General features: G+C 72.0%; 15 protein-coding genes. 10 read left to right on the forward strand and 5 right to left on the reverse strand.

Annotation, left to right across the window (positions count from 1 at the left end; all coding sequences use genetic code 11):
- Positions 1–20: 20 nt before the first annotated feature.
- The 5 genes from AB0C33_RS01030 to AB0C33_RS01050 are packed head-to-tail and all read left to right on the forward strand — an operon-like array spanning position 21 to position 5,722.
- Positions 21–1,628 carry an ABC transporter ATP-binding protein gene (locus tag AB0C33_RS01030; RefSeq protein WP_358282382.1) on the forward strand — a complete coding sequence of 536 codons (1,608 nt, stop codon included), beginning with the start codon at positions 21–23 and terminating at the stop codon, positions 1,626–1,628.
- Complete coding sequence (locus AB0C33_RS01035) at positions 1,628–2,770, forward strand: ABC transporter permease (RefSeq protein ID WP_352362017.1); 1,143 nt, start codon at positions 1,628–1,630, stop codon at positions 2,768–2,770. Before AB0C33_RS01030 ends, AB0C33_RS01035 begins: the two co-directional genes overlap by 1 nt.
- Complete coding sequence (locus tag AB0C33_RS01040; RefSeq protein ID WP_358282385.1) at positions 2,767–4,056, forward strand: ABC transporter permease; 1,290 nt, start codon at positions 2,767–2,769, stop codon at positions 4,054–4,056. Before AB0C33_RS01035 ends, AB0C33_RS01040 begins: the two co-directional genes overlap by 4 nt.
- A complete protein-coding gene (locus tag AB0C33_RS01045; protein WP_352324863.1) occupies positions 4,053–4,448 on the forward strand; it encodes a cytidine deaminase in 396 nt (131 codons plus the stop codon). The genes AB0C33_RS01040 and AB0C33_RS01045 overlap by 4 nt, the downstream gene beginning before the upstream one ends.
- Positions 4,449–4,450: 2 nt before the next feature.
- On the forward strand, positions 4,451–5,722 hold the full coding sequence (locus tag AB0C33_RS01050) for a thymidine phosphorylase (protein WP_358282387.1): 1,272 nt from the start codon (positions 4,451–4,453) through the stop codon (positions 5,720–5,722).
- Between the two features lie 79 nt (positions 5,723–5,801).
- On the opposite strand, the gene AB0C33_RS01055 is transcribed toward AB0C33_RS01050, so the two are convergent.
- Entirely contained in the window at positions 5,802–6,197 is a 396-nt protein-coding gene (locus tag AB0C33_RS01055; protein ID WP_358282389.1) for a MarR family transcriptional regulator, read from the reverse strand.
- Positions 6,198–6,284: 87 nt separating this feature from the next.
- Here AB0C33_RS01055 and AB0C33_RS01060 point away from each other — a divergent pair, with 87 nt between their 5' ends.
- Entirely contained in the window at positions 6,285–7,691 is a 1,407-nt protein-coding gene (locus AB0C33_RS01060) for an MFS transporter (RefSeq protein ID WP_358282391.1), read from the forward strand.
- 90 nt (positions 7,692–7,781) lie between these two features.
- Here the strand turns inward: AB0C33_RS01060 and AB0C33_RS01065 are convergent, their stop codons facing one another.
- A complete protein-coding gene (locus AB0C33_RS01065; RefSeq protein ID WP_358282393.1) occupies positions 7,782–9,683 on the reverse strand; it encodes a hypothetical protein in 1,902 nt (633 codons plus the stop codon).
- A 124-nt stretch (positions 9,684–9,807) separates the two neighbouring features.
- Between AB0C33_RS01065 and AB0C33_RS01070 the strand changes: the two genes are divergently transcribed.
- The 4 genes from AB0C33_RS01070 to AB0C33_RS01085 all read left to right on the forward strand — a co-directional run bounded on the left by AB0C33_RS01070 (position 9,808) and on the right by AB0C33_RS01085 (position 12,585).
- A complete protein-coding gene (locus AB0C33_RS01070; protein WP_358282395.1) occupies positions 9,808–10,410 on the forward strand; it encodes a hypothetical protein in 603 nt (200 codons plus the stop codon).
- Between the two features lie 5 nt (positions 10,411–10,415).
- Entirely contained in the window at positions 10,416–10,766 is a 351-nt protein-coding gene (locus AB0C33_RS01075; RefSeq protein WP_352324870.1) for a cupin domain-containing protein, read from the forward strand.
- Positions 10,767–10,879: 113 nt separating this feature from the next.
- A complete protein-coding gene (locus tag AB0C33_RS01080; protein ID WP_358282397.1) occupies positions 10,880–11,953 on the forward strand; it encodes an adenosine deaminase in 1,074 nt (357 codons plus the stop codon).
- A complete protein-coding gene (locus AB0C33_RS01085; protein WP_358282399.1) occupies positions 11,950–12,585 on the forward strand; it encodes a PH domain-containing protein in 636 nt (211 codons plus the stop codon). Before AB0C33_RS01080 ends, AB0C33_RS01085 begins: the two co-directional genes overlap by 4 nt.
- 160 nt (positions 12,586–12,745) lie before the next feature.
- Here the strand turns inward: AB0C33_RS01085 and AB0C33_RS01090 are convergent, their stop codons facing one another.
- Genes AB0C33_RS01090 through AB0C33_RS01100 form a run of 3 tightly spaced genes read right to left on the reverse strand, consistent with a single transcriptional unit; the run spans position 12,746 to position 15,595 of the window.
- Positions 12,746–13,474: an enoyl-CoA hydratase/isomerase family protein gene (locus AB0C33_RS01090; protein ID WP_358282401.1), complete on the reverse strand. Its 729-nt coding sequence runs from the start codon at positions 13,472–13,474 to the stop codon at positions 12,746–12,748.
- Positions 13,471–14,958, reverse strand: a complete 1,488-nt coding sequence (locus AB0C33_RS01095) for an AMP-binding protein (RefSeq protein WP_358282403.1) — start codon at positions 14,956–14,958, stop codon at positions 13,471–13,473. The genes AB0C33_RS01090 and AB0C33_RS01095 overlap by 4 nt, the downstream gene beginning before the upstream one ends.
- The gene (locus tag AB0C33_RS01100) at positions 14,918–15,595 is read right to left on the reverse strand and encodes a TetR/AcrR family transcriptional regulator (protein WP_358282404.1); all 678 of its coding nucleotides are present in this window, start codon (positions 15,593–15,595) and stop codon (positions 14,918–14,920) included. The genes AB0C33_RS01095 and AB0C33_RS01100 overlap by 41 nt, the downstream gene beginning before the upstream one ends.
- Positions 15,596–15,633: the final 38 nt, after the last annotated feature.

Below are 15,633 nucleotides of genomic sequence, written 5' to 3' on the forward strand. Positions count from 1 at the left end.
CATGCTCTAGGAGAGGCGAAATGAGCTCGGACACCCTCGCCGCGGTGCAACCCGCCGTAGAGCTGGAGGGCATCACCAAGCGTTTCCCCGGCGTCGTCGCCAACCACGACATCCGCATCACCGTCGAACCCGGCACGGTCCACGCGATCGTCGGGGAGAACGGCGCGGGCAAGTCGACCCTGATGAAGATCCTCTACGGCATGCAGAAGCCGGACGAGGGCACGATCAGGGTCAACGGCCAGGAGGTCAGCTTCCGCACCCCCAGCGACGCCATCGACGTCGGCATCGGCATGGTCCACCAGCACTTCATGCTGGCCGACAACTTCACCGTGCTGGAGAACATCGTCCTCGGCGCCGAGCCCACCAGGGCCGGCGTGCTCGACACCGGCAGGGCGCGGGCCCGCATCGCCGAGCTGGCCAGCAGCCACGGCCTGCGCGTCGACCCCGACGCGCTGGTGGAGGACCTCGGCGTCGGCGACCGCCAGCGGGTGGAGATCCTCAAGGTCCTCTACCGCGGCGCCCGCATCCTCATCCTCGACGAGCCCACGGCGGTCCTCGTGCCGCAGGAGGTCGAGGAGCTGTTCGAGAACCTGCGCGAGCTCAAGGCCGAGGGCCTGACCGTCATCTTCATCTCGCACAAGCTCGACGAGGTGCTGAACATCGCCGACGCGATCACCGTGATCCGCCGCGGCACCACCGTCGCCAGCGTCAACCCCGCCGAGGTGACCGCCCGCCGGCTCGCCGAGCTGATGGTCGGCAGCGAGCTGCCCACGCCGGAGACCCGCGAGTCCACCGTGCGCGAGAGCGTCACGCTGAGCGTGTCGCGGCTGACGATGGAGGCCGACGGCTTCCGTGCCGTCCCCAGGGGCACCTCCGTCGACCTGTACGTCGACAAGCTGCGCGAAGAGGGCAAGCGCCTGATCCTCGACGACGTCTCCTTCGACATCCACGCGGGCCAGATCCTGGGCATCGCCGGCGTCGAGGGCAACGGGCAGTCCGAGCTGATCGAGGCGATCATGGGCATGCGTCCCGCCCACGGCACGATCACCCTGGGCGGCGTGGACATCAGCGCCTGGTCCACGCTGAAGCGCAGGGAGGCCGGCATCGGCTACATCCCCGAGGACCGCCACCGGCAGGGCCTGCTGCTGGAGGCGTCCCTGTGGGAGAACCGGGTGCTCGGCCACCAGACCAGGCCCCCGGCGCGCAGCGGCATCTGGGTCGACCGCCGCGCCTCCAAGGCCGACACCGAGCGCATCGTCAAGGAGTACGACGTGCGCACCCCCAGCGTGGAGACCCTGGCCCTGGCCCTGTCCGGCGGCAACCAGCAGAAGCTGATCGTCGGACGCGAGATGAGCGGCGAGCCCTCGTTCCTCATCGCCGCCCACCCCACCCGCGGCGTGGACGTCGGCGCCCAGGCCGCCATCTGGGACCACCTGCGCAACGCGCGGGCCGCCGGCCTGGCCGTGCTGCTGATCTCGGCCGATCTCGACGAGCTGATCGGCCTGTCCGACACGATCAGGGTCATCCTGCGCGGCCGGCTCGTGGCCGAACTCGATCCTTCCGACGTCACGCCCGAGCGGCTTGGCGGTTACATGACCGGCGCCATCGCCGGCACTGAGGAGACGTGATGCCCGCCGGGCTCAACCGGGCGCTGCTCACCGTCGCAGGCGCCGTCGTCGCCATCATCCTGGCGATCGCGATCTCCAGCGTGGCGATCATCGCGGCGGGCGCCAGCCCGATCGACGCGTTCGCCGCCTTCTTCGACTTCGGCGAGACCGCGCGCTCGGTGTCCAACGGCATCGCGGCGTTCCTCAACCGGGCGGTGCCGCTGTTCATCGCGGGTCTGGCGGTGGCCGTCGGCTTCCGCATGAACCTGTTCAACATCGGCGTCGAGGGCCAGTACCGCATCGCGGCCATCTGCGCGGCCTACGTCGGCTCGACGTTCACCGCGCCGAAGCCGATCCAGATCCTCGTGATCATCGTGGTCGCGGCCGTCGTGGGCGGCGCGTACGCGCTGATCCCCGCGGTGATGAAGGTGACCCGCGGTGTGAACGAGGTGATCTCCACGATCATGCTCAACTACATCGCCATCGCCCTGGCCTCCTACCTGGTCCGCGGCCCGTTCGCGGGCCAGCGGGCGGCCGGCCAGCTCACCACGACCACGCCGCAGCTGCCCGAGTCGGCCATGTTCCCCAACCTGAACTTCGTCTTCGACTGGTTCGGGCTGCTGGCGCCCACCCGCGGCGGCGGCGTGTGGGGCTTCCTGCTCGTGGCCGTCGTGCTCGGCCTGGTGGTCTGGGTCGTGCTGGAGCGCACCCGCTTCGGCTTCAACGTCAAGGCCAGCGGGCTCAACGGCCCGGCCGCCTTCGCCTCGGGCGTCAACCCGAAGAAGATGGTCATCGCGGCCATGGTGCTGTCCGGCGCGATCGCGGGGCTCATCGGCCTGCCCGAGATCCTCGGCGACAAGGGCGCCTTCAACTCCAACTTCACCGCCGGCCTCGGCTTCCTCGGCATCGCGGTGGCGCTGCTGGGCAGGAACAAGCCCGTCGGCATCGCGATCGCCGCGCTGCTGTTCGCCTTCCTCGACCGGGCGCAGGGCGCGCTGCAGATCGCGGACGTGCCGTCGTCGGTCATCACGATCATCCAGGGCGTCATCGTCCTGCTGGTGGTCATCGCGAACGAGGTGACCAACCGCATCGCCATGCGGCTTGAGGAGCAGCGGGCCGCCCGGCAGCTCGACACGAACAGACCGGTTGAGGTGGCAGCATGAGCAGGGTCGGCAAATACCATCTGGCGCTGCTCGGCGTCGCCGCGCTCATCCTGCTGCTGTCGCTGGTGCGGATCATCTCCGGCCAGGACGACCTGACCTCCTCCGGCACGTTCAACGCGGCGCTGCTGCTCGCGGTGCCGATCGGCCTGGCCGGTCTCGGCGGCCTGTGGGCCGAGCGGGCCGGCGTGGTCAACATCGGCCTCGAAGGCATGATGGTGCTCGGCACCTGGTTCGCCGGCTGGGCCGGATACCAGTGGGGCGCCGTGGCCGCGCTGGTCGCCGGGCTGCTCGGCGGCGCGCTCGGCGGGCTCATCCACGCGATCGCGACCGTCACGTTCGGCGTCGACCACATCATCAGCGGCGTCGCCATCAACCTGCTCGGCCCCGGCATCACCCGCTTCCTGTCCGAGGTCCTCTACGGCGAGGGCACCTCGGCCAGCGCGAAGGGCGCCGGCATCACCACCTCGCCGGCGATCAGCTCGGGCGCGCCCGAGGTGAGCCTGCCCGTCCTGTCCGACGGCCCAGACCTGCTCGGCAAGCTGGAGAGCACCCACTGGTTCCTGCTCTCCGACCTGGCCGGCATCCTGCGCGGGCTCACCCACGACGTGAACGCGCTGATCATCCTGGCCGTGCTGCTGCTGCCGGTGACGTACCTGGTGCTCTGGCGCACGTCGTTCGGGCTGCGGCTGCGGTCGGCGGGGGAGAACCCGTGGGCGGCCGAGTCGCTGGGCGTGAACGTCTACCGGATCAAGTACCTCGCGGTCGTCGTCTCCGGCGCGTTCGCCGGGCTCGGCGGCGTGTTCCTGGTCTTCGTCTCCAACAAGTACGTCGAGGGCCAGACGCAGGGACGCGGCTTCATCGGCCTGGCGGCCATGATCTTCGGCAACTGGCGGCCCGGCGGGCTCGCGGCCGGCTCGTCCCTGTTCGGCTACGCCAGCGGCCTGCAACTGCGCAGCTCCGGCGAGGCCAACGCGGTCACCACGTTCTTCCTGTTCGGCGCGCTGCTGCTGGTGGTCTACCTCGCGCTGCAGATCCGCAGGCTGGTCGTGCCGAGCCAGCCGGCCGAGATCGTGGCCAGGGGCGTCAAGGACTACACCGTGATCGCCGCCGCGGCGGTCGGCGCGCTCCTGCTGTTCTGGCTCTGGCGGACCGTGGAGACGCTGCCGGGCGAGTTCGTCTTCATCACGCCACACGTGCTCACGCTGCTCGTGCTCCTGGTCGCCTCGCAGCGTCTGCGGATGCCCAAGGCCGACGGCGTACGCTTCCGTCGGGGGGATCAACATTGAACATCGATTGGGACGGCCTGCGCGCCGAGGCCGCCACGGCCATGCGCAACGCCTACGCGCCGTACTCCAAGTTCCCGGTGGGGGCGGCGGCGGTCGTCGACGACGGCCGGATCGTCACCGGCTGCAACGTCGAGAACGCCTCGTACGGGCTCGGCCTGTGCGCCGAGTGCGGCCTGGTGTCGGCGCTGCAGATGTCGGGCGGCGGCCGGCTGGTGGCCTTCACCTGCGTGGACGGCCACGGCGAGCTGCTCATGCCGTGCGGGCGCTGCCGTCAGCTGCTGTACGAGTTCGGCGGTGAGAACCTGCTGGTCGAGACCGTCGACGGCCCCAAGCGCATGGCGCAGATCCTGCCGTACGCGTTCGGCCCCGACGACCTCAGCAGGAGCTCGTGACCATGGACGCCATCGAGGTCATCCGCGCCAAGCGCGACGGCGGCGAGCTCACCACCGCCCAGATCGACTGGGTGATCGCCGCCTACACCCGCGGTGACGTGGCCGACGAGCAGATGTCCGCCCTGGCCATGGCCATCCTGCTCAACGGCATGAACCGGCGCGAGATCGCCGACTGGACGCAGGCCATGATCCGGTCGGGCGAGCGCATGGACTGGTCGATGCTCGACCGGCCCACGGCCGACAAGCACTCCACGGGCGGCGTCGGCGACAAGATCACGCTGCCGCTGGCGCCCCTGGTGGCGGCGTGCGGGGCGTACGTGCCGCAGCTGTCCGGGCGCGGGCTCGGGCACACCGGCGGCACCCTGGACAAGCTGGAGTCCGTCCCGGGCTGGCTGGCCTCGCTCTCCAACGACCAGATGCTGCACGTCCTGCGCACGGCCGGCGCGGTGGTCTGCGCGGCGGGCTCCGGGCTGGCCCCGGCCGACAAGAAGCTCTACGCGCTGCGCGACGTCACCGGCACCGTCGAGTCGATCCCGCTGATCGCGTCGTCGATCATGTCGAAGAAGATCGCCGAGGGCACCGGCTCGCTGGTCCTCGACGTGAAGGTGGGCTCCGGGGCGTTCATGAAGACGACCGAGAGCGCCCGCGAGCTGGCCGAGACCATGGTCGCGCTCGGGAGCGACGCGGGCGTGCGCACGGTCGCCCTGCTGACGGCCATGGACCGGCCGCTCGGCCGGGCGGTGGGCAACGCGCTGGAGGTCGAGGAGTCGATCGAGGTGCTGGCCGGCGGCGGGCCGTCCGACGTGGTCGAGCTGACCGTACGGCTGGCGCGCGAGATGCTGGCGGCGGCCGGGGTCTCCGGCAAGGACCCGGCCGACGCGCTGCGCGACGGCTCGGCCATGGACGCGTGGCGGCGGATGATCTCCGCCCAGGGCGGCAACCCCGACGCGGTCCTGCCGCGGGCGGCCGAGAGCATGACGGTGGCGGCGCCGTCGTCCGGCGTGCTGGCCCACCTCGACGCGTACGCCGTGGGGCTGGCCGCCTGGCGGCTCGGCGCCGGACGGGCGCGCAAGGAGGACCCGGTGTCGTTCGGGGCCGGGATCGTGCTGCACGCCAAGCCCGGCGACCTGGTGCGCGCGGGCCAGCCGCTGCTGACGCTGCACGCGGACGAGACGGCCAGGTTCGAGCGGGCGCTGGACGCGCTGGACGGCGGCTACGAGGTCGCCGAGTCGGGGCGCGAGCTGCTGCCCCTGGTCATCGACCGCATCGGCTGACCATCGAAAGCACGCGTGCGCGGCGGCCGGACCCCTGCCCGGGGACGGCCGCCGCCGCTTTTCCCTGGCCGCGTACCTGCTAGGTGGTGACGGCGGGGACCTCGGGCACGTCGGTGAAGACGCCCGCGAGCACGGCGCGCTGCGTGGGCAGCGCCTCGGTGTACCGGGCGCGCCCCTCGTCGGTGATGCAGACGAACACGCCCCGGCGGTCGGAGTCGCACGTGCCGCGGGTGACGAACCCGCTCTTCTCCAGCCTGGCCACGACCCTGGACAGGGCGCTCTGGCTCAGGTGGACCTCTTCGCAGAGCTCCTGGATGCGCAGCTTCCTGTCGTGGTGGACGATCCGGTCGAGCACCTCGAACTCGCTGGGCCCGAGCCCGTGCCGCTCGCCCAGCTCCCGCTCCAGCGCGCACATGGCCTTCGCGTGTTTGGCCAGGACGTAATGCCAGGTCTCGACCACGAACTCCTCGTCCATGTCGCGGAGGTTACCATCTCGGGAAGTTTCATGCAACGACATTAAATGCGCTTGCATTAGATGCTGCTGCATGTATTGTTCTGACTCATGTCCTCTTCCTCATCCCGTTGGGGCGCGCTCGCCGTGCTCTGTGCAGTGATCTTCCTTGACGCCCTTGATGTCTCCATGGTCGGTGTCGCCCTGCCGGCCATCCAGCACGATCTGGGCCTCAGCACGTCTTCCCTGCAGTGGGTGGTCAGCGGCTACGTGCTCGGCTACGGCGGTCTTCTGTTGCTCGGGGGCAGGACCGCCGACCTGCTCGGGCGGCGCAGGGTGTTCCTGGTCGCTCTGGGCGTCTTCGCCGTCGCGTCGTTGCTGGGTGGCGTCGTGGACGACGGGGGCCTGCTGATCGCCGCCCGGTTCGTCAAGGGTGTGGCCGCCGCGTTCACCGCGCCCGCCGCTTTGTCGATCATCACCACCACGTTTCCTGAGGGCCCGGAGCGCAACAAGGCACTGAGCATCTTCACCGCCTGCGCCGCGAGCGGCTACTCGCTCGGCCTCGTGCTCTCCGGCCTGCTGACCGGGCTCGGCTGGCAGTGGACGCTCCTCATGCCGGTGCCGGTCGCGGTCATCGCGCTGATCGCCGCGCTGAAGGTGCTGCCGAAGGTCCAGGAGGAGCGGGCCGAGGGCGGCCACGACCTCGTCGGCGCCGTGCTGATCACCGCCTCGATGTTGCTGCTGGTCTTCACCGTCGTGCAGGCTCCCGAGGTCGGCTGGGTCTCGTTCCGGACGATCGGCTCGCTGGTGGCCGTGGCGGTGCTGCTCGGCCTGTTCGTCCTCACCGAGCTGCGGTTGAAGCACCCGCTGGTGCGGCTCGGCATCCTGCGCTCGGGCCACATCGTCCGGGCCAACCTGGGGCTGCTCATCCTGATGGGTTCGTACGTGGCCTTCCAGTTCGTGGCCATGCAGTACTTCCAGAACCTGCTGCACTGGTCGGCGCTCGGCACGGCCATGGCGTTCCTGCCCGCGGGCCTGCTCGTCGCGGTCACCTCGACCAAGATGGGCGACTTCGCCGACAGGTTCGGCACCGCCAAGCTGATCGTCATCGGCGCCGCGGCCCTGGCCGGCGGTTACGCGATCTTCCTGGGCATCGACGAGACGCCCAGCCTGGGGGGCCTGGTGATCCCCGGCATGGTCCTGATCGGCGTGGCGTTCGCCCTGTCCTTCCCCTCCCTGAACATCCAGGCCACCACCGGCGTGGACGACGACGAGCAGGGCCTGGCCTCCGGGCTGCTCAACACCTCCGGCCAGGTCGGCGGCGCGATCGTGCTGGCCGTGGTGACCGCCGTGCTGACCTCGGGCGGCGAGACGCTGTCGATCGGCGCGCTGCGCTCGGCGATCGTGGTCGCGCTGGTGCTGGCCCTGGTCGGGCTGGTGATCTCGGCCACCGGGCTGCGCTCGCGCAAGGCCGCCGCAGTCGAGGCGGAGGACGTGAAGGTCTTCGAGGCCGTCTGACCTCCCTGTGATCGGGAAGAGGGTTCCGCCGGGGGGCGGGGCCCTCTTCCTCATTCCTCCGGGGCCTTCCTCATCTCTCCGGGGCCTTCCTCATCTCTCCAGGGCGCCGAGCGGGTCGGAGTAGTCGATCCACTCCGTCGCCGAGTCGCCGAGGTCGGCGCTCTCGCCGGTGCGGACGTCCACCTGGACCAGGTGGACGTCCTCCTCGTCCCACAGGCGCACGAGGACCTTGTCGCGGCTCAGCCAGCGCTCCACCCTGATCACTTCGAGGTCGTCGACGTCCAGGCGGGGGCGGGGGCCGGTGACGCGGCCGGTGCGGGCGTCCATGGTGACCAGCCGGTCGTCGGCCGTCACCAGGGCCAGGGAGCGGCCGTCGGGAGCGAGCGCGGCGCCGTGCTCGATGAGGGCGGGGTCGATCCGGAAGCCCTTCGTACGGGCGCCCGCGCCGTCCAGCCTGAGTGTGCTGACGGAGGCGTGGCCGGGGACGGCGGTGGTGTCCCGGCGTTCGGCGACCACCCGCGTGCCGTCGTCGTGGACGGCCAGGATCTCGACGTCCGCGCCGCGGACCGTGCGGGTCGTGCCCGTGCGGAAGTCGAGCACCGCGCTGTCGTCCGCGTCGCCGAAGGACAGCGCGAAGTAGCGGCCGTCCGGGGACGAGCTGATGTGCGCCTCGCCGTCCCCGGCCGTGGCGTCGATGCGCTTGACCACGCCCGTGGGCAGGTCTTGGACCAGGTAACGGCCCTGCGGGTTCTGGTAGAGGAGCCGGTGGCCGTCCTGGCTGAGGGCCAGCGGCATGTACTCGCCGGTGGCCGGGTCGTAGCCGGCCCGCGCGTCCGGCAGCCGCCACTCCGCGCCCGAGCGGGTCGTGAGCACCCACTGGCCGCAGGGTTGCGGGTCGCGGGCGTCGGCCTCGGCGTCGCGGCAGTAGCCCGGGTAGGCGAAGCGGACCGGGTCGGGGAGCGCGGCGGGCAGCGGGTCGCGGATCTCCTGGGCGGGGGCCCGCGTCCCGGGGCCGATGGGGGAGCGGGCCGTCGCCTCGTCCATGCGCGCGGCCAGCGCGGACAGCCCCGCGGCGGCCGCCGCGACCATCGCGGCGACCAGGCCGAGGGAGGCGCACGTCCACACCGACGCCCGGATCCTGCGCCGCGCCGTGACCCGGCGCAGCACGGTCTCGGCGAGGTCGGCGAGGCCGGCGCGCGGCATCCCGGCGGCCAGGCCGAGCAGGGCGGCCCGCAGGGCCGGATCCCCGGGCGCGGCATCGTGGGGGCCCGCCGCCGGGGCGGCGAGCTCGGGAGCGGGGCCGAGCGTCCAGGAGGCGGTGGGTTCGGGAGCGGGGGCGAGCGTCCAGGGGGCGGTGGGTTCAGGAGCGGGGGCGAGCGTCCAGGGGGAGGCGGACGTCGCGCCGTTCCTCGACCGGTCGCCCTGGCGACCCTCGGCCATGTCCGCGCGTTCCTCGGCCATGTCCGCGCGTTCCTCGGCCATGTCCGCGCGTTCCTCGGACGGGTTCGCGCGTTTCTCAGGCGGGTTCGCGGGGTCCTCGGGCGGGTCCGTGGGGTCCTTGGTCAGATCCGCGGGGTTCTCGAACAGGGTCGGGTGGGTGGCGCGGAGCTGGGTGCGGGCCCGTCGCAGCTCGTCGTCCAGTGCGCCGATCCACAGGCCCGTGACCTGGGCCGCGTGCGGCAGGCTCAGCCCGTCGTGGAAGGTGACGACGACGGCCGCGCGGGTCCTCGGGGCGAGTCCGGCGAGCAACTGGCCCTCCGGGACCGGCCAGGGGGCGCCCGTCGCGCCCAGGAACCGTCCGTACAGCTCGCGCAGCACCGCGTCGGCCGGGCGGTGGTAGCGGATCGCGGACCACCGGCGGCAGGACGCGACGAGGGCCGCGGTGGCCAGCTCGCGGGCCTTGTCCGCGTCGCCCGTCAGCAGGTAGGCCGTGCGAGCGAAGGAGGGCCCATAAGACGCCAGAAAAGCCGATAAGTCGTGGGATTTGCTCACTTGTATGACTCCTTGGAGGTTGATCAGCGTAGAGGCAGTCCCGGCTCCGCGGAAGTGCCCGGGAAACCCGGGCCGATCCGCCGCCAAGCCGCTTGCAGGCCCGTGGGCTGGGCATCTACCGGGCATGCGCCCGTCATCCCCGGCCGGCGAGCGGTCGTCGCGCCTTCGCCTCGCCGTCCCGCTCGCCTGCCTCGCCGTCCTGACCGCGTGCGGCAGCTCCTCGCAGACCGCCCGGCTGGACACCCCCGCGGACACCGGTCCCGGCACCGCCACCCCCCGCAGCGCCCCCTCGGACGTCCCCACCAGCACCGCCGAGGTGGACGTCGAGCGCGACGGTCTCGACCCGGCCGTGGTGACCGGCGTCCGGTACGCGACCCACGACGGCTACGACCGGGTGGTGATCGACCTCAAGGGCGACATCCCCGGCTACAAGGTGAAATGGGTGGACGAATTCCTCCAGGACGGTTCCGGCGAGCCCATGGGCGTCCAGGGCGGCGCGTACCTGCAGCTCACCCTCTTCCCCGCCAACGCGCACGACGACGACGGCTACCCCACCTGGAAGGGCGGGCCCGTCTACCGGGCCGGCCTCAGGAACGTCTCCCACGTCGTCAGGACCGGCGACTTCGAGGGACGCGTGGGCGTCGGCCTGGCGCTCGCCCGCCGGGCCGGCTTCCGGGTGAAGGAGCAGTCCGCGCCGAGCCGGCTGGTGCTCGACGTGGCACACTGAAGCCCGTGGTGAGAAAGATCGAGGGCCCGACCCGCATCCCCGTCCCCGGCGGCAAGATCATCGACGAGCACGTGGGGCGCGTCAACAGCGGCGACGAGCAGGTCTCGATCGCTCACATGACCGCCCCGCCCGGCTGGGCCGAGCCCGCCCAGACCCCGTCGTTCACCGAGTACACCGTGGTCCTGCGCGGCAGCCTGCTCGTCGAGCACGACGGCGGCACGGTCGAGGTCGGCGCGGGCCAGTCGGTGGTGACGTCGCCGGGGGAGAAGGTGCGCTACAGCGTGGGCCCCGACGGCGCCGAGTACGTCGCCGTGTGCCTGCCCGCCTTCACGCCGGAGAGCGCCGGCCGCGACTGACCGCCCGCGACCGACCGACCGGCCGGGCGTGCCTCACGGGTGTGCCGGGAGGGTTGTCCACAGGCGGGCGCGACGTGTGCGGCGGCGGAGGAGTGTGCTCATATCATGGCCAGATGAGCCCCACGCTTGACAAGATCCGGCAGGCTCCCAAGGTGTTGTTGCACGATCACCTCGACGGCGGGCTGCGCGCCGAGACGATCGTCGAGCTCGCACGGGAGATCGACTACGGGCGGCTGCCCTCCACCGACCCCGACAATCTGCGCCTCTGGTTCGAGGAGGCCGCCGACTCCGGCTCGCTGGAGCGCTACCTGGAGACCTTCGACCACACGGTCGCGGTCATGCAGACCCGCGAATCCCTGGTCCAGGTGGCCGCCGAGTGCGCCCGCGACCTCGCCGACGACGGCGTGGTCTACGCCGAGGTGCGCTTCGCCCCCGAGCAGCACACCACCATGGGGCTGAGCCTCGACCAGGTGGTGGAGGCGGTGCTCGAAGGGTTCACGCTGGGCTCGCAGGGGCGCGGCATCCGGGTCGGCACGCTGCTGACCGCGATGCGCCACATGGCCCGCTCGATGGAGATCGCCGAGCTGGCCGTCCGCTACCGCGACGTCGGCGTCGTGGGGTTCGACATCGCCGGGGCCGAGGCCGGCTACCCGCCCACCCGGCACCTCGACGCCTTCGAATACCTCCAGCGGGAGAACGCGCACTTCACGATCCACGCCGGCGAGGCGTTCGGGCTGCCGTCGATCTGGCAGGCCATCCAGTGGTGCGGCGCCGACCGGCTGGGCCACGGCGTCCGGATCATCGACGACATCACCGTGGCCGGCGACGGGTCGGCCAAGCTGGGGCGGCTGGCGGCGTACGTGCGTGACAAGCGCATCCCGCTGGAGATGTGCCCCACGTCCAACCTCCAGACCGGGGCCGCCGACTCGATCGCCGAGCACCCCATCGGGCTGCTGCGCAGGCTGCACTTCCGGGTCACCGTCAACACCGACAACCGGCTGATGAGCTCGACGAGCGTGTCCCTTGAGTTCGCCAAGCTGGTCGAGGCGTTCGGCTACGGCTGGGACGACCTGCAGTGGTTCACGGTCAACGCGATGAAGTCGGCCTTCCTGCCGTTCGACGAGCGGCTGGCGTTGATCAACGGCGTGATCAAGCCGGGGTTCGCGCAGATCAAGTGGCAGCCGTGAAACACACCTACCGGTCCAAGACCGGGTTCGTGCTGGGCTGCGCCTGGCTGGTCTTCGTGGCGTTCAACGTGTGGGACCTGACGGCCCACTACAACGGCAAGCCGTCCATGGTGGCGCTGGCCGTGCTCGGGGCGATGACGGCGCTCGTCTACGCGATCGCGGTCCGGCCCGCCACCGTGGTCGGCGAGGAGGGGCTGCTGGCCCGAAACCCGCTGCGTACGACGTTCCTGCCGTGGGCGTCCGTGGGCGAGGTGACGGTCACCCACTCCATCGCGGTCCGTTACGGCGGCGAGGGCGCCGACGAGCAGGTGCTGCGGTTGTGGACGCCCATGAGCAGCGCCAGAGAGCGGTCCAAGGCGCAGCGGCGCGGCGTGCCCAAGCCCCAGCGGGGCGGCCGGTTCCGGGTCGAGGCCACGGTCAGCAAGGCCGAGCAGGCCGCCGCCGAGGCGTTCACCGGCAAGACCCACGCCGACTTCGTGGGCGACCAGATCCGCGACCGCGCCGAGGCCGCCCACCGCCGCGCGGACCCGGCGGCCGCGGCGGCACCGGTCAAGGTCACCTGGTCCTACGACTCGATCGCCGTCCTCGTGGTCGCGGTCGCCCTGATCATCGCCGCCATCGTCATCGCCTGACCGCCCCCGGCCCGAAGGCGAGGGCCGGAGGGGCAGGGCTCCGGCGGGTGAGGGCCCGTCGGGTCGGGAGGTTCGACAGATCAGGGGCCCGGCGGGTCAGAAGCCCGGTGGGGCAGGGGGTTCGGCGGGCCGAGGGCCCGGTGGGGCAGGGGGTGGCGGGTCAGGGGGTTCGGCGGGTTAGGAAGCGGGTCATGCCGGCCTGGGCGAGGCCCGACTGCTCCACCTGCCGGGCGGCCACGGTCTCGGCCTCGAAGGCGCGCTCGACCTCGGCCAGCGGCGGGCGCAGCAGCCTCAGGTGCACGGCGGTGGCGGTGCCCGGCCGGGTCCAGTGGCGCACCCGCGCGATCGCCGTCTCCACCAGCTCCTCGGCGGGCACGAGCTCGTCCAGCAGCCCGGCCGCCAGCGCGTCGGCGGCGTTCAGCCGGGCCGAGTCCAGCACCAGCCGCAGCGCCCGGCCGCCGGCCAGCCGGAGCAGCAGGTGGCTTGCGGCGTTCGAGATCGACAGGCCGAGGTGGTTCTCGGGGAAGAAGTACTCGGCGGCGGGGGCACCGATGCGGCTGTCGAAGCAGAGCGTCCACTCGGCGGCGCCGCCGACGGCCAGGCCGTTGACCGCGGCGACCACCGGCACCCGGGTCTCCAGCACGGCCCTGGTCATGTCGTGGAACAGCTCGACCTCCGCCTCCAGCGGCTTGCCCGCCGCCTCGGCGATGTCCTCGCCCGCCGAAAACGCCCGGCCGGCGCCGGTGATCACGATGCCCCTGGCGATGCGGCCGTGCGCGCGGACGGCCGCGGCCAGGTCCTTGCGCATGCCGGCGGTCAGGGCGTTCAGCTTCTCGGGGCGGGCGAGGGTGATCAGGGCCACCTCGTCGCGTACGGTCACGTCGATCATGCCGGGTCCTCCGTGGGGATGGCGGGGGCGGCGCGCTGGTCGCGGCCGGGGCGGAGCAGGTGACGCTTCTCGATGCGGGCGGACGGGGTGAGCGTGAACGACTCCACGAACTCCACGTACGCCGGGACCTTGAAGCGGGCCAGGCGTTCCCTGGCGTGGGCGATGACGGCGGCGGCCGTGCCGGCGTCGGCGGCGTGACCGGGGCGGAGCTGGAGGAACGCCTTGGGCAACTCGCCGAAGAGGTCGTCGGGGATGGGCACCAGGGCCGCGGACAGGACCGCGGGGTGCCCGGCGAGCACGCTCTCGACCTCGGCGCACGAGATGTTCTCACCGCCCCTGCGGACCATGTCCTTCAGCCGCCCGGCGTGCCGGATGCGGCCTCGCGCGTCGCGGACGCCGAGGTCGCCGGTGTGGTACCAGCCGCCGCGGAAGGCGTGCGCGGTGGCCTCGGGGTGGTTCCAGTAGCCGGTCATCATGGGCGTGCCGCGGACCAGGATCTCGCCCGTCTCCTCGTCGAGCCGGACCTCCTTGCCGGGCGGCGGCGTGCCCAGCGCGCCGGTGCCGACGGTGTCGTCGGCGTCCGGGTCGGCCATCAGGTCGCAGCCGCTCTCGGTGGAGCCGTACAGCTCGCGCCAGGGCGCGCCCCAGCGCTCCTCGAACGCGCGGTGCAGGCCGGGCGCGATGCCCGAGCAGAGCACGAGCCGCATCCGGTTGTCGCGGTCGAGGGGGCTCGGCGGCTGCTTGTGCATCAGCAGCGGCATGGTGCCCAGCACGTACGTGAGGGTCGCGCCGTGCTCCCGGACGGCGGGCCAGAAGCCCGAGGCGGAGAATCGGGGGAGCACCACCTGCGGGATGCCGCCGAGCAGGCAGAGCAGGGTGGTCCACTGAGGGTCCATGTACGAGTACGCCTGGGCGATCAGCAGCACGTCGTCGTCGCGCAGGCGGACGAGGTCGGCGACGACGCGGGCGGTCCTGACCCAGTAGTCGTGGGTGAGCAGGCAGGCTTTGGGGAACCCCGTCGTCCCCGACGTGTACTGAAAATTGGCGACATTGTCCGCGCTGAGGGATATGTCGAGAGGTGGGCCGTCGGTCAGCTCGTCCACGAGGTGCACCACGCCCGGCACGCGCGCGGCGTGCTCCGCGCCGGTCAGGGTGGCGACCGCGCCGGAGTCGCGCAGGACGTGCTCCAGGTCGGCGGCCTGGTACCGCACGTTCACGGGGACGGTGACCGCCCCCGCCTTCAGGACGGCGAACCAGCTCAACGGCCACCACGGCTCGTTGTCCAGCATGACGGCCACCCGGTCGCCGGGGCGTACCCCCTGGCCGGCCAGCGCGCGGGCCAGACGGTCGGAGACGGCGTCGGCCTCGGCGAAGCTCAGCGAGGCCGCCGGGAGGGCGGGTGAGGAAGCGGGGAAACGGAGGAACTCGCGCTCGCCGTACGTGCTAGCGGCGTGCCTCAGCAGGTCGGGGATCGTGGTGTGCATCCGGCGGCTCCCACGGGAAGACGGGCAGCAGGCGTCGATCGAGGGGCGCCACGACCGGGCCGGCGGCGCGTACGGCGGCCAGGCCGATCGTGACGAACTCCGCGCACACCTGCTCCAGCGTCGAGTCCCCGTCGGGGCGATACCACTCGCTGGTGCCGGTGCACATGGACATGAGGGCGAGGCGGGTCAGCTTCTGGTCGGCGACGTGGAAGACGCCTTCGGCGACGCCGTCGGCCAAGGCGCTCGTCCAGTGGCTCTCGTAGGCGTCGCGCAGGGCGATGACCTCGGTGTGCGCGGGCGAGCCGGGGGTCAGGGAGCGGAGCTCGCCGTCCATGACGCGGCTGGTCAGGGGGGTGAGCGCGTGCAGGGCGGTGAGCGAGGTGATCAGCAGGGCGAGGCGGTCGGCGGTACGCGTGGCCCCGTCCAGGACGCGGGCGGTCGAGTCGATCAGTCCTTGCAGGCCGGTCCGCATGAGGTCGGCCAGCAGGGCTTCCTTGCTGTGGACGTGGTGGTAGACGCCGGCGTTGGTCAGGTTCACCGCCCTGGCCAGGTCTCTGATGCCGGTGGCGGCGTAGCCCTGCTGGGCGAAGAGCCGCACCGCGGCCGTCCTGATCCGGAGCAGTGGGTCCACGTCCATGGCGACCTAACGAACGTTCGGTTGCTTCTTACGCGGGA

Source organism: Nonomuraea sp. NPDC048881, from assembly GCF_040649795.1.
In the GTDB taxonomy this organism is placed as follows: domain Bacteria; phylum Actinomycetota; class Actinomycetes; order Streptosporangiales; family Streptosporangiaceae; genus Nonomuraea.